General features: G+C 37.1%; 18 protein-coding genes. 14 read left to right on the forward strand and 4 right to left on the reverse strand.

The window, feature by feature from the left end:
* Nucleotides 1-28: 28 nt before the first annotated feature.
* The 12 genes from SOP96_RS14945 to SOP96_RS15000 all read left to right on the forward strand — a co-directional run bounded on the left by SOP96_RS14945 (nt 29) and on the right by SOP96_RS15000 (nt 9,618).
* A complete protein-coding gene (locus SOP96_RS14945) occupies nt 29-169 on the forward strand; it encodes a hypothetical protein (RefSeq protein ID WP_326321725.1) in 141 nt (46 codons plus the stop codon).
* 102 nt (nt 170-271) lie between these two features.
* Nucleotides 272-757: a hypothetical protein gene (locus tag SOP96_RS14950; protein ID WP_326321726.1), complete on the forward strand. Its 486-nt coding sequence runs from the start codon at nt 272-274 to the stop codon at nt 755-757.
* A gap of 14 nt (nt 758-771) precedes the next feature.
* Complete coding sequence (locus SOP96_RS14955; RefSeq protein WP_326321727.1) at nt 772-1,188, forward strand: energy transducer TonB; 417 nt, start codon at nt 772-774, stop codon at nt 1,186-1,188.
* Nucleotides 1,189-1,243: 55 nt separating this feature from the next.
* Nucleotides 1,244-1,909 (forward strand): energy transducer TonB, encoded by a 666-nt coding sequence (locus tag SOP96_RS14960; protein WP_326321728.1) that lies wholly within the window; start codon nt 1,244-1,246, stop codon nt 1,907-1,909.
* A 125-nt stretch (nt 1,910-2,034) separates the two neighbouring features.
* A complete protein-coding gene (gene miaB, locus SOP96_RS14965; RefSeq protein ID WP_326321729.1) occupies nt 2,035-3,471 on the forward strand; it encodes a tRNA (N6-isopentenyl adenosine(37)-C2)-methylthiotransferase MiaB in 1,437 nt (478 codons plus the stop codon).
* A 126-nt stretch (nt 3,472-3,597) separates the two neighbouring features.
* Nucleotides 3,598-4,302: a DUF1016 N-terminal domain-containing protein gene (locus tag SOP96_RS14970; protein WP_326321730.1), complete on the forward strand. Its 705-nt coding sequence runs from the start codon at nt 3,598-3,600 to the stop codon at nt 4,300-4,302.
* Nucleotides 4,286-4,717: a hypothetical protein gene (locus SOP96_RS14975; RefSeq protein ID WP_326321731.1), complete on the forward strand. Its 432-nt coding sequence runs from the start codon at nt 4,286-4,288 to the stop codon at nt 4,715-4,717. Before SOP96_RS14970 ends, SOP96_RS14975 begins: the two co-directional genes overlap by 17 nt.
* A gap of 73 nt (nt 4,718-4,790) precedes the next feature.
* Nucleotides 4,791-6,083 carry a sigma-54 interaction domain-containing protein gene (locus SOP96_RS14980; protein ID WP_326321732.1) on the forward strand — a complete coding sequence of 431 codons (1,293 nt, stop codon included), beginning with the start codon at nt 4,791-4,793 and terminating at the stop codon, nt 6,081-6,083.
* 5 nt (nt 6,084-6,088) lie between these two features.
* Complete coding sequence (locus SOP96_RS14985) at nt 6,089-6,778, forward strand: hypothetical protein (RefSeq protein WP_326321733.1); 690 nt, start codon at nt 6,089-6,091, stop codon at nt 6,776-6,778.
* Nucleotides 6,768-7,319, forward strand: coding sequence for an LptE family protein (locus tag SOP96_RS14990; protein WP_326321734.1), 552 nt, complete (start codon nt 6,768-6,770; stop codon nt 7,317-7,319). The genes SOP96_RS14985 and SOP96_RS14990 overlap by 11 nt, the downstream gene beginning before the upstream one ends.
* 1 nt (nt 7,320) lies before the next feature.
* Complete coding sequence (locus SOP96_RS14995) at nt 7,321-9,429, forward strand: hypothetical protein (RefSeq protein ID WP_326321735.1); 2,109 nt, start codon at nt 7,321-7,323, stop codon at nt 9,427-9,429.
* A gap of 3 nt (nt 9,430-9,432) precedes the next feature.
* Nucleotides 9,433-9,618 carry a hypothetical protein gene (locus SOP96_RS15000; protein WP_326321736.1) on the forward strand — a complete coding sequence of 62 codons (186 nt, stop codon included), beginning with the start codon at nt 9,433-9,435 and terminating at the stop codon, nt 9,616-9,618.
* Nucleotides 9,619-9,653: 35 nt separating this feature from the next.
* Here the strand turns inward: SOP96_RS15000 and SOP96_RS15005 are convergent, their stop codons facing one another.
* The 4 genes from SOP96_RS15005 to SOP96_RS15020 form a co-directional block, all read right to left on the reverse strand.
* Nucleotides 9,654-10,262: a DUF4126 domain-containing protein gene (locus SOP96_RS15005; RefSeq protein WP_326321737.1), complete on the reverse strand. Its 609-nt coding sequence runs from the start codon at nt 10,260-10,262 to the stop codon at nt 9,654-9,656.
* Nucleotides 10,263-10,413: 151 nt separating this feature from the next.
* A complete protein-coding gene (gene rnpA / locus SOP96_RS15010; protein WP_326321738.1) occupies nt 10,414-10,788 on the reverse strand; it encodes a ribonuclease P protein component in 375 nt (124 codons plus the stop codon).
* Between the two features lie 23 nt (nt 10,789-10,811).
* Nucleotides 10,812-11,537: a tRNA threonylcarbamoyladenosine dehydratase gene (locus tag SOP96_RS15015; protein WP_326321739.1), complete on the reverse strand. Its 726-nt coding sequence runs from the start codon at nt 11,535-11,537 to the stop codon at nt 10,812-10,814.
* A complete protein-coding gene (locus SOP96_RS15020; RefSeq protein WP_326321740.1) occupies nt 11,530-12,156 on the reverse strand; it encodes a TatD family hydrolase in 627 nt (208 codons plus the stop codon). Before SOP96_RS15020 ends, SOP96_RS15015 begins: the two co-directional genes overlap by 8 nt.
* Nucleotides 12,157-12,254: 98 nt before the next feature.
* On the opposite strand from SOP96_RS15020, the gene SOP96_RS15025 reads away from it, so the two are divergent.
* Together SOP96_RS15025 and bamD are read left to right on the forward strand one after the other, a co-directional pair.
* Nucleotides 12,255-12,884: a TetR/AcrR family transcriptional regulator gene (locus tag SOP96_RS15025; protein WP_326321741.1), complete on the forward strand. Its 630-nt coding sequence runs from the start codon at nt 12,255-12,257 to the stop codon at nt 12,882-12,884.
* A gap of 103 nt (nt 12,885-12,987) precedes the next feature.
* A complete protein-coding gene (gene bamD, locus SOP96_RS15030) occupies nt 12,988-13,983 on the forward strand; it encodes an outer membrane protein assembly factor BamD (protein ID WP_326321742.1) in 996 nt (331 codons plus the stop codon).
* The last annotated feature ends 28 nt before the right edge of the window (nt 13,984-14,011 follow it).

Genomic DNA, 14,011 nt, shown 5'->3' on the forward strand with positions numbered 1-14,011 from the left:
TTATTCAGCATTCGACTTCAAAAAAGGAGTGGCCGTAATTGGTCTTCCGGGAGATGTTTCGGAGCTGGACGCAGAAGAGACAGCCACTTCCGCCAAAACCTTTAAAACAAATCCTGTAATTCGTCCGTCTGACGAAGAATTAAATCAATTAGACGGTCTGATCAAGTAACTTTAAGCACAGCAAGAAATTTTATAAATAAGCTTCATACTTGGTGTGGAATTTTTTATTTAAGCATGAGAAAGTAATATATTTGCTAATAAAATAAATCCTATGAAAGCTATTTTGTTTTTAACGGCGTTTCTTATCTCAGGCTTTGCATTTGCTCAGTTTGATGTAGAAGACAGGGACGATGATTTTATTACTGAAAATAACAGGAGTATTTTAAAAATTAATATTGAAGAACCTTTGCTGCAGACAGCCGTAAAAAATTGCAACGATTTTAAGGCCGCTTCTTTCGAGGGTGGAATTGCTGCCTACAAAGAAATCCTTAGAAAATATATGTATGTGTATCTCAATACCGATTTTTATGTGCTGAACGGCGAATTTGCCTTTACCCTTACGGTAGACCAAAACGGGAAAGTTACCGAGATTGAAGGAAGTCCCAAAGTTGCCAATAGCAGGATATTCTTTGATGATATGAAATATATTGTAAGGAGAATCAAAAAAAGCTGGGTTCCTGCAACCTGCAACGGAAAACCGGTGATATCGCAAATCAAAATCAAAATGAATTTATCTACCATCGGTACAGATGTGTAGAAAACTTATTAACCATGAAAAAATATATTCTAATGCTGCCTTTATTGCTTTTAAGCTATAAAGGTTTTTCACAGGAAACAGCAGCTGTCACTCAACAAACCTCAGAAAATTATAAAAAAGCAGAATTTCCCGGCGCAGACGATGCCTTTCGGAAACAATTTATGAATATGGTGCATGCTTATATCGATATTGCCCTGTATGCTATTCAGGGCGAGGTCACTTTTATATTTAATATTGATACCAAAGGAAAAATCAGTCAGATAGATGTACTCCCGAAATTCAGGAACAATGAAATGTTTATTGATGATATGAAATATGCGGCCAAAAAAGTAAAAAGCAAATGGACACCAGCCACTAAAAATGGTATTCCCGTAGACTCTAAATTTGTAATGAGGGTAAGTTTCAGCAATAATGTATATGATCATGATTAAAAAAACACTGATTTGTTTCACAATAATAATTTTTGCATTCTTTCAATCTCAAATTTTGGATGAATATCCTGAAAAACAGAGCTTTTATGAAGGTGGATTGGCCAACTTTTACAAAGAAAGCCATGATTATCTGGTGAAAAATAATGTTAAGGAATGTGATTCAAAAGAAATTTATCAACCCAGATTTATTGTCACCAAAGAAGGTGCGGTTAAATTAATTAAGGATTCGGATACTGCGAATATATCGAAAAATAAATGTGCCTATGATGTATCTCTAATGCTTTTAAAAAATCTCAAAAACTGGAAAGCGGCAGAAGTAAAAGGAGGAAGATTTGATGCGCTTGCAGAATTTATTCTTTATCCCAAAGATGTTATGACTAATTATAAAGAAGGATATAACGCATTAAGCTACAAAATAGCTGCCCAATACCCGGGAGGTTATGATCAACTTAAAAAAGATTTTCATGATGAATTCATGAGTTTATTTATGGATTACCATATCAATGGAGATATAAATCTTGAGTTTTATGTTGACAAGGAAGGGCATATTAAAAATCCAAGAATTTATCCACAGATTGATGACAGAAACTTTAATATCAATTTTTTACGTACGCTATCAAGACTTAAAAAAGTATGGAAGCCTGCTCTCTATTCCAATATTCCGATCAAAGAAAAAATAATTTATCAATTTAATTTTTCGACAACTTTCCATGAAAGATAATCCTGACATTCTGTCACAATTTTGTATCTTTGCAAATTCAATATGTTCAGTGTTTAATATTTTATTAAAGTTACATCACTAACAACTTTAAACCTTAGACCCTTGAACTTTAAAACCGATTTATCGTGCAGGAAAAATATATAGACGAAACAAAACAGGGTGAAGCTTTTGCTATTGCCGAAAAAGACGGGAACTCAAAGAAATTATTCTTGGAGAGCTACGGCTGCCAGATGAATTTCTCTGATTCCGAGATCGTTGCATCCATCCTTAATGAACAGGGATACAATACAACCCTTAAAGTGGAAGAAGCCGATCTTATCCTTTTAAACACATGTTCTATTCGTGAAAAAGCAGAACAGACGGTGAGAATGCGCCTTTCCCAATTCAAAAACCTTAAAAAAGAAAAACCTAATATGACGGTTGGGGTTTTGGGCTGCATGGCTGAAAGGCTGAAAACAAAATTCCTTGAAGAAGAACAATTGGTAGACTTGGTAGTCGGTCCTGATGCATATCGAGATTTACCCAACCTTTTGAAAGAAACCGAAGACGGAAGAGATGCCATCAACGTTATCCTTTCCAAAGAAGAAACATACGCTGATATCAATCCTGTCCGTTTGGGAGGAAACGGTGTGACCGCTTACGTTACCATTACCAGGGGTTGCGACAATATGTGTACATTCTGCGTTGTTCCTTTTACCAGAGGTCGCGAGAGAAGCCGCGATCCGCATTCAATCCTGGAGGAATGCAGAAGCCTGTGGGAAAACGGCTATAAAGAAATTACACTTTTAGGACAAAATGTAGACTCTTATCTTTGGTACGGAGGCGGCCCGAAAAAAGACTTCGTTAAAGCATCCGAAATGCAGAAAGCAACTGCTGTGAATTTTGCTCAGCTTCTTGATCTGGTTGCGAAAGCGGTACCTCAGATGAGGATTCGTTTTTCAACTTCAAATCCCCAAGATATGAGCCTTGATGTCTTCAGAATGATGGCAAAACACGAAAATATCTGCAAATATGTTCACTTGCCTGTTCAGAGCGGAAGCAACAATATGCTTGCAGCCATGAACAGACAGCATACCCGCGAAGAATATTTAGATTTAATTAAAAAAGCCAGGGAAATCGTTCCGGAAGTGGCTTTTTCTCAGGATATGATTGTCGGTTTCTGTAATGAAACGGAACAAGATCACCAGGATACACTTTCATTAATGAGAGAAGTAGAATACGATTACGGTTATATGTTCGCCTATTCGGAAAGGCCGGGAACTCCTGCCCATAAGAAAATGGAAGACAATATTCCTGCCGATGTTAAGCAGAGACGTTTGGCAGAAGTCATTGCCTTACAGGGCGAATTATCCAGAAAAAGAATGAAATCTTATGTGGGAAGAGTACATCAGATTTTAATTGAAGGAACTTCCAAAAAGAACGAAAATCAATGGAAAGGAAGAAATTCCCAGAATGCCGTTTGCGTTTTCGATAAACTGGAAGGACAGAAAATTGGTGACATTGTGGATGTTTTTGTTTTTGATAATACACAAGGCACACTTTTAGGGGAAACGGTAAAGTAGATTATTTGGGCAGCTTTTCCGCCTTCCGTTCCCGCTTTTTTATTTTTTTGAAAAATAAAAAGAGCTCCACTCAAGTCGGGCTGCATGAAATTCACAGGTAAAATACATTTAGAATATATTCTTCAAATGAAAGATTTACAAAATGCACAACTTTTACAAAACATTTCTTCATTACTCGATAATGCAAGAAAAAAAGTTGCTGGGGCTGTAAATCAAACCATCGTGCTTACCTATTACGAAATAGGAAGAATGATTGTACAGGACGAACAAAATGGAGAAGATAGAGCAGAATACGGAAAAGCTGTTCTTAAAGATTTGTCCTTGCACCTTACCGAGAGGTTTGGAAAAGGGTTTTCTATAACAAATCTCCAGCAAATGAAGAATTTCTATATTATCTATTCCTTGCAAATTCAGCAGAAACTGTCTGTTAAATTGCAAATAGCAGATAATCATGAAAATATAGCCTCCAATTTACAGTCTATTAATTTCAATCTTTCATGGTCTCACTATTTAAAATTAATGAGGATAAAAGATCCTAATGAAAGGAAATTCTATGAAATTGAAAGCTATAAAAATAACTGGAGCTTAAGAGAATTACAAAGACAATATGATTCAGCTTTATATACAAGGCTGTCTTTAAGCAAAAATAAAGAAGAAATCCTTCATCTTGCTGAAAAAGGGCAGGTTGTACAAAAGCCTAAGGACCTCATCAAAGATCCTTATGTACTGGAGTTTTTAGGAGTGTCTGAAAAACCAAATTATTTTATGGTATTGCCAAGTAAACAGGATTTTATTAACATTTTAAACTCAGACAATGGAAAAGCTTCATAAATATTGCCTAAGTGTATTGTTGGTAATAATCTGTACCAATATTTCGGCGCAGGTCAGCAATGACTCAGTGGAAAATGCCGATTGCCAGCATTTGTACAGGCTTTACAGCCAGATTTTTCAACAGAATCATGAAGCTTCCAAAGGATTTAGCGTTCATAAAAGATCCATACGAAATTTTGCAATCAGTCACAAAGAAAATGCTGTTGATCTTATTGGAGGAAGCTATTCTGATCAGGATCAAAAATTTTCTTTTAAAAATACATACGGAGCAGATATTGCCGAAAAGCAAAAACATCAGTTACTCCTCAACAATTTCGAAAAGAACAGTAAAGAAAATTTCTTTAACATTAATTTATATTTTAAAACTAAAGTTTCAAAAGTCAGAAATAAAGATTATTTAAGCGTGATAGGGTAATTCATTAGACAAAGTCAAATATTTTAAACTAAACCTTACAGCAAAACTGTAAAAATAATCGAAATCTTTACGTATGAGCAACGAACTTCAAAATATAAAAAACCGTTTCGGAATTATCGGGAATTTCCCGGCCTTAAACCGCGCTTTAGAAAAAGCCATTCAGGTAGCGCCTACAGACATATCCGTCCTCGTCATCGGGGAAAGCGGTGTCGGGAAAGAATTTATACCTAAAATTATTCATTCAGAATCCAAAAGAAAGCATCAGCCTTACATTGTGGTAAACTGCGGAGCGATTCCGGAAGGAACCATCGACTCGGAGTTATTCGGGCACGAAAAAGGAGCATTTACCGGAGCTACCGCCACCAGAAAAGGATATTTCGAGGTTGCAGACGGCGGAACGATCTTTCTGGATGAGGTAGGAGAACTGCCACTACAAACCCAGGTGCGTCTTTTAAGAGTGCTGGAAAGCGGGGAATTCATGAAAGTAGGATCTTCTCAGGTTCAGAAAACCAATGTGAGAATTGTTGCCGCAACCAATGTTAATATGATGAAGGCCATTCAGGACGGAAGATTCCGTGAAGACCTTTATTATCGTTTAAACACCGTGCAGATTGATATGCCGCCTTTAAGAGAAAGGAAAGGCGATGTTCACCTGTTATTCAGGAAATTCGCCATCGATTTTGCCGAAAAATACAGAATGCCGGAGCTTGAGCTGGAACCGGGAGCCGTACATTATATCGAAAACTATACATTCCCCGGAAACATACGCCAGCTGAGAAATCTGGTCGAGCAAATGACTGTTGTGGAAAGAAACAGAAACGTAACCCCGGAAAAACTTGCAGAATATATTCCGATGGAATCCCACCTTCCGATGGTGGTAAACACTCCCGGAACTCAAAAGCAGAGTGACTTCGGCAGCGAAAGGGAAATCATGTACAAAATTCTCTTTGATATGAGAAACGATATTAATGATTTAAAATCCTTAACTTCGGAACTGATAAAAAACCGCGGCACATCTGATCTCAGCAATCATGAGAAAAACCTGATCAACAGGATTTATACTCCTGAAAGCCAGCAGAATGTAGCCCCGAATTCATTGCTGTATTTTGAAAATAAAAATAATGATACACCTGTGATTCAGAATCCTACCATCATTTCCGGGCAGGATGAAAGCTATGAAGATGTGGAAGACATAGAAATTGAGGAACACAAACCGGAATCTTTATCGCTTCAGAATAATGAAAAAGATTTGATCATCAAAGCATTGGAAAAACATAAAGGAAGAAGAAACAAAGCGGCAGATGAACTGGGAATTTCCCAACGAACCCTGTACAGAAAAATAAAACAATATAACTTAGAAGAATAATAATCATGATTAGACTTAATGCAAAACCTGTCAATTTCAAATTAGGAGAATACATCAGCAACGGATACGAGTTTTACAAAGCAAATTTCGGAAGCCTGCTGGGAGCATTTCTTCTTGCAATGGTAATGTCAATCATTCCTTTTTGCGGACTTTTGGCTGTGGGAAATTTTTACAAATATTGCCGTGACTTAAGAGCCGGAAAAAATGTGAGTGCAGGAGATATTTTCAATTTTGATGATTTCACGCCTTACTTTCTGATACAGCTGGTTTTGTTCGGCGGAGTAATGCTGATTTATATTCCGATGCTGTTTATGATGCCGATGATGGCAGACCGGGATCCTTCCGCAGGTCCGCCCGCTCTCTTTGTAATTTATATGATCTTCGTTTACATAGCGATTTTAATCGTTTGTCTCAAAGGATTCTATATGCCTGCATTAATTTCTCTCGGAAGAATTATTGATATTAAAGAAGCATGGAAAATCTCTTCCGTAATGACTAAAGGGAACCTTCTTTCAATCTTTTTATATTCACTCGCTGTAGGATTTTTATCGCAGCTGGGAATCATTGCCTGCTTTATTGGTGTGATTTTTACCATACCTTTTGCGTATGCCTCTCATTACTTTGCATACGAAGATGCTATGAAGCAGGTTACTTATGATGAAATTCAGGAAATTGGTACTAAAAATGAACTTTAAAATTAAAAATATCAAAAACGGGCAGCCAAAATTCTGGCTTTTTCTGTTGTGCCTGTCTCTGCTGAATTCGTGCTATACATTTACGGGTTCATCTCTCAAAGATGAAAAAACAATTCAGATCAATGAATTTCCGAACAATGCACCTTTGGTAAATCCTACGCTTTCACAGCAGTTCTCAACAGATATTCAGAACAGGTTTTTACAAAGAACTACGTTAAAAGGAACAAAAGAAAACCCGGATATTCTGGTGGAAGGTGAAATTACAGATTATACCATCACACCAACAACCATCAGCTCCAATACCGTTAATAACCAAAATACGGGAGGAGTTGTTCAGGAATCTCAAAATAAGCTCACCATCACCGTGAAAGTGCATTATGAAAACAGGCTCCATCCTGAACTGAGCTTCGACAGAACCTACTCTGATGAAGCGGTTTTCAACAGCAATTTATCGCAGTCTGATATCGAAAGCTCTCAGGTGAAAATTGCCACCGACAGGATTATTAATAAAATATTTAACGACATTGTAGCGAACTGGTAACATGAATCATAGAGTTTTAGAATTATTAAAGACCCCAAAAAATATTCAATCGGAAGACCTCAACCTTCTGAAAGAGGAAATTAATTCTTTTCCCTATATTCAAAATATCAGAGCGTTATACTTGTATGGGGTTCATCTGTATGATAAAGAAAACTATCAAAAAGCGCTCTCTACAACAGCAGCATATACTACGGATAAAAAAATCCTTTACCAGCTGATTAACGGCAAAATCCAGCAGAAACCCAAAGCAGAAATTGTTTCGGAAACGGTGAAAGAGAAAATCATTCCCGCAGAAAATCCGCTTCAGCTTTTATTACGCTCTAAAGCATCAGTTTTTCCTTTGAAAAGAGAAGAGGAAGCTGTAGCAGAAACCCAGCCTGAAACCGTTGAAGATAAGACAGGAGAAGTTATCGAAAATGAAAGCAGTTTCGGAATTCCTCCGGAACCGAAGCCTGAAGCCAAAGAAGTTTTTGTAAACGGGGAAAGAAACAGAATTTTATTTGAAGGAGAAGAAAATTTTCTTGAAGATGAAAATGTTGAGGTGATTGATCTGGAATCTACCTTAGAATCAGGCTCCATCATTACCCAGAAATTGGATAAAAAACAGGATGCACCGATAGAAAATCAATACAATACTCAGGAAAATAAAAGTTCTGAAATTGTTGAGGCTGAAAGTTTTACACCGGGAACCATTATTGAAGAAGAAAAAATACATTCAGAATCTGAAAAAGAAGAAGTTTTAAATAAATCTGAATTAAATCTCCACGAAACAGAATCATTTCTTACGGATGTTCGGATTGCTCCAAATGAAACGGAACAAAAATCTGAAAACAAAAATACAGAATTACAGGAACAGGATGATTCTCTAAGCAATACAGAAGAAGTCACAGAATTTACTCCGGAAACAATTATCAATGAAGACAAAATTTCTTCTGAAGAACAAGAAACCCTTCAAGATGATTCCGAATTAAGCTTCCACGGAATGGAGTCTTTCCTGCCTGAGGTGAAAATACAGCCAAATACGGAAGATAAAGTATCGGAAATTTCCCAGCCGAATTTGAGCAAGCATGAAGATGAAATGCGCAGGCTGATTGAAGAGGTTGAAAGGAAAATGAAAGAAAAAGCCGCTTCCGAAAGTCCTAAAATAAAAGAAGAACCAGAAAACACAGGAAACGGCATCAGCTTTTCAGAAACCCAAAGTTTTGAGGTAAAATCTGAAGAATCAAAATCTGAGAAAGTAATTAAAGAACCTTTTGCGGAAACCAATGCTCAGCCCGAATCTTCAGAAAAACAGGTAAAAGAAATTTCAGAAGAAAAAATAATGCCTGCTGAACAAACTTCGGAGGTCAATACTTCCTGGAGGCCCATGTCCTTTGAAGCAAACCTTCCTGATTCTTTGTTAAATAAAACTGCAGAAACTGCTCAGCCTCAACCTGAAATTTCTTTAGATAATAAAACAGAAGCTATTCAAAACGAAAAGTCTAAAGAAAAGCTTCCTCAGAACGCAGATATTACCAAACCTGCTGAAAAGATAACCAAAGAAGCGGAAGGGCTTACAGGAACGAATGAAGAACGTACGGCTCCGGAAGCAGAGATTGAGAAGAAAGAAGAAGCTCCCGTAATGAATGTGTCATTCTTTGGCTCCGGATGGGCAATTCCCCACCCTGAAAAGAAAGAGGAAAAAACAGAAGAACTGGAAGAGAATAAAAAGGAAAAAGAAACCTTCTCATCTGTTGAAAATAAGAAATCCAATCTTCCTGACAGCAATGTGCAGGGATTTATCAATACATGGCAAAGCTGGCTGAAAATCGACAGATCTGAGGACACGAAGAAAGATAAAACCGAAATCAAAAATAAGGTTATTGAGACATTTATTGAAACTAATCCTAAGATCAGTCAGCTGAAGGAAGAAAGCAATTTTACCGTTAAAGAAAAAGGTGATGATATTTCCCATCTGATGACGGAAACCCTTGCTAATCTTTACTTGGAACAAAAACTTTACACAAAAGCGGTTAAGGCATTCGAAGCTTTAATTAAAAAAACTCCTGAAAAAAAGGAATATTACGAAACCAAAATTCAGGAAATTAAAGATTTCAGAACCAAAGGATAATCTATGAATGTATTGTTAATAAATGCTTATCAGATACTGACTGTTTTTCTGGCCATCGCTGTACTGTACGCAGCTGCTATTGCAATCCTTTTTAAAAACAGAGCCGGTATTTTGCATTATCTGGCATTAATCCTTTTTCCTGTGGTTGGTCCTTTAGGAATTGTTGTAGGAAATTGTACAATGAAATAAAAAACAAAACAGTGGAAATTTTCCGCTGTTTGTTTTTACGACTGTTCCGTAAAATCTTTATTTTTAGTGAATTTCCGCCATATTTTCCGTCCGAATAACAAAATACAAAGTATCATTGCAATAGCGCAGAGGCCTGCGAGAATAGGAGCAGCTATTGCCAAAAACGTCATAATTCCTGCACCGGCCGTTTCTGCGGTACCCACAACAGAGTTGCCTAAACCTCCCGTAGTTGCGGTAGATGCGGCACGAAGCCCGGCAAAACCGGAACTGATGATTGCCGCTGTTCCGCCTCCTGCAATTAAAGCTAAAGCCCATTGTGGAAATGTCCCAAGATCTACAAACTGGCTTGCAAAGAGTACAGAGCCCGCAATCGTTGCCATAGGAACTGAAATGGTATCCAGCAAATGATCTATCAAGGGAATATAGTAGGCTAAAACTTCTACAATCGTTGCAAGTCCTGTAGCGATAAGAACTGGAAGCCCTGCAAGCCACTCAAAATGTTCATTGATGGGAATCCAGTGCATATAGGAAGCAAGGCTCACGGCAAACATCGGGAGAAATACCCGGAATCCGCTTGCTGCTGCCAATCCGATGCCGATAAACGCACTCAGAATATAAGGTAGGTAAGGAACATTATCTAACATATTAATTTTCAGACATATTGTTTTTCCGAAGATACAAAAAAATAAATTCTGAAAATGTTTATTGATATCTCTATTAAACTTCAGAATTTTTCACAAAGATCATGTAAAGCTAAACGTAAGAAAAACTTTATGAGGATCATAACAACCAAGATCAGGATCCTTTTTGAGATTTGCAAAGTTTAATGAACTGCTCTTCTACCTCCTGAAATCTATCGGGCATTTCGGGAGAGACCCAGAAAAGCATGGCCATTGTCTTATCGCCGAAACTTTCTTTAAAAAGATTTTTATTGAGTCGGTAGCATTCTCTGAGCAGCCTTTTGATACGGTTTCTGTGTACAGCTTTCTTAAAAAATTTTTTTGAAACCGAAACGGCAAACTTCGTACTTTCAATAGGAGCAGCAGGTTTGTCTTTCAGGATGATGATTCTCAGATTCCCATTGCTTCTCCATTTACCTTTTTCAAAAAGCAAAGAGATCTCGTTGTTTTTTTTGAGTTTTTCGGCTCTGGGATATTTGAAGTTTGTCATTTACGACGTAAATATAAGAGAATTTAATCTTTTTTAACCAGGTAATTAATTACCTCTGCCGCCGCATACAATCCGAAAATCGCAGGAATAAAGCTGATAGTTCCGTAAAAAGACCTCTTATAATTGCTCCCGTCAGTCATTTTTAAACTTTCCTCGTTCTGAATTTCATTTGAAAAAACACAGCGGATTCCTTTATTTATTTTTTCTTTTTTCAATCTTTTTCGTACCTGTTTTGCAAGGTAGCAGTTGTGGGTTTTGCTGATATCCCTTACCATAACTTTACTGGGATCTGCTTTTCCGCCGGCTCCCATAGAACTTACCACTTTTATTTTTCTCCTTCTTGCGGCAATCAGAAGCTTCAGCTTCGGCGTTACACTGTCGATACAATCGAGGATATAATCAAATTTTCCTTCATCAAGAACCTGGTCCATCTTTTCAGGATTAAGAAACTCATTGATTTTCGTTAAATTAAGCTTGGGATTGATATCTAAAAGGCGTTCTGCCACTACTTCCACCTTATGTTTTCCTACCGTTGAATGCAAGGCGGGAAGTTGCCTGTTGATGTTGGTAATGTCTACCGTGTCGCCATCTGCAATCGTCATGTTTCCAACGCCGGATCTTGCAAGGAATTCTGCGGCAAAAGAACCGACACCTCCCAAACCGACCACCAGTACATTGGCTTTCGTAAGCTTGTCTAAACCTTCTTCCTTGATCAGAAGCTCCGTTCTTTCCAACCAGTATTTATCCATTTTTTATCGTCTCTAAATTTTCTAAAATCTGTTGATGCAAATCCTCCGGCGAAATATTTTTTATTTCCGCAACTTTTAAGTACAGATCACTGATGTCGAAATCATCATTATCGGTTTCTAAAAAGATTTTGTCTAAAGGAGCATTTTTCAAAGTATTTTGCAAAGATAAATTATACAAAACCGCTTTTCCAAAACTCAGGTAAAAATTATTTTTAAGCAGATCCCCGGCAATGCTTTCTTTTTTATTAAAACCATGAATAATCATCGGCTGTTCAGCGTACTTTTTAAAAGCAATCAGCTCATAAAATTTTCTTACACAATGAATGATTACCGGTTTTTTAAGCTCATTGGAAATCCTGATCTGTCTCAGAAAAACTTCCTCCTGAATCTTCTGGTCTGTATCGGCGAAAGAATCCAGTCCGCACTCACCAATAGCAATACAATTTTCGGTAATATTCGATTCCATCCAGCTGAATTGCTCTTCAATACAATTAATATTAATAGATTTTGGATGAATCCCGATAGAATAAGGAGTATCTGTATGAGTGCTGCTCAGATCCAGATTATAAATTCCGAAAGAAATATTTCTTTTATGATGATGAAAATCAAAAAAATCCATAGTCAAAAATACAATTAATTTGTAGTTTGCGTAAATTCCTTAAACGAACGTTTATAAGTTTGTTAAAAATTTCTTAACTTTACTCAAAAGTGCATTGTATGAAGAAAAAATTTACAGAAAAACAAATACATATTTTAGACATCGCCGAAGAGCTGATTGCAAAAAAAGGCTACGAAGGCACATCAATAAGAGACATCTGTTCCAAAGCGAATATTAATGTTGCCATGATCTCTTATTATTTTGGGTCCAAAGAAAAAATGATGTCTTATCTTTACCAATACCGGGTGCTTAAAACAAGAGAAAATTTTTCAGAGTTTGCAGACACCATTAAAGAAGGAAGACCCGAAATGCAGATGAAAGAAATTATCAAATATATTGTCACACAATTATTTAAGTATAATTATTTTCATGGGTTCGTTACCCAGGAACTACGCCATACTGAAAACCTCAAAGACGAATTGATGGATTTCTACCAGCTTTTTGTAAAAAAACTGGATGAGGTAATTAAAAAAGGCGTCACATCAGGCGTTTTTACCTTTACGCCAAAGCCTGAAGATGTTCTCACCACCATCATCGGCTCAACCTTATTTGTAATCCGCAACCGAAGTTTCTATGAACTCTATGTTCCCAATAAAAGTGAGGAAACCTATATGAAAGAAGCCGAAAAAAAAGTAAGAATGAATCTCCTAATGAGCGTTTTCGCAATTTTGGGATACGCTGCAGACTAAAATTACGTTAAATAATCATAAAAAAAAATCTATTGACAAAAAAGTTATATTTTTGCAAATTAGTAAATCGGCTGTACCATCCGAAAACTGTTGAATTTTTTATATGAAAAAATATATTTTAGGTCTTTTTGCTGTTGCAGTAGTAGCATCGTGCGTGAGCAATCAGGAAAGAGCAATGAAAAGCGCGGATAAAAACCTCATCCTGAAAACCGCCAATGATAATTTCGCCAAAAAGAAATGGAAAAATGCATTGGCTCTTTACGACAGGCTTGCCAACTTAGTGGCAGGAACGGATGACTTCCCGAATGTTGCCTTTAACACAGCGTATGCCAATTATTACGATAAGAATTTCAGATTAGCAGGAAATCAGTTTAAAAACTTTGCGGTAAATTTTCCGAAAGACCCCAGAGCAGAAGAAGCAGCTTATATGGCCGCTTTATGTTACTATGAAGGATCTATGGATTACAACCTGGATCAGTCTACCACACAATCTGCCATCACGGAACTACAGGAATTCCTGAATAATTATCCGAACTCCGAAAGATCTAAAAATATCAATACCCTGATTGATGAACTGTCTTATAAGCTTGAATTCAAAGCCTATGAAAATGCCAGGCAATACTTCAAAATGGGAGAATATAAAGCAGCTAACGTAGCGCTGGAAAACGTTCTTGAAGATTTTCCAAGTACGAAACTTCGTCCGCAGATCTACGATTATATCATAAAGGCACGTTATGAACTTGCAACAAAATCGGTTTATGACCTGAAAGACGAGCGGATAGAAAGTGCATTGGCTTTCACAAGACAGATCGAAAAAGAAATGCCCAATACCGAGCTTGCCAAAACAGCACTGGATATCAGGGAAAAGCTTGAAAAAGAAAAGAAAGATTTCGTAGTTGTGAAGAAGCAGACCGAAGCGAAAATTGCGGCACTAACGGAAAGGCAGAAAAGACTGCAGGCTCAGAATGACGAAAAAGTAAAAACGGAGCAGCAGATGAAAGATCAGGTAGAGGCAGAAAAGAAAGCAATGCAGATCCAGAGGGATAGTGCAGCGATTAATACGCCTCCGCCCGCAGCCACTTTTAAAATTCAAAGATAATTCGTAAATTTGCGAACTTAAATAAAAA

Source organism: Chryseobacterium salviniae, from assembly GCF_035819015.1.
GTDB lineage: Bacteria > Bacteroidota > Bacteroidia > Flavobacteriales > Weeksellaceae > Chryseobacterium > Chryseobacterium salviniae.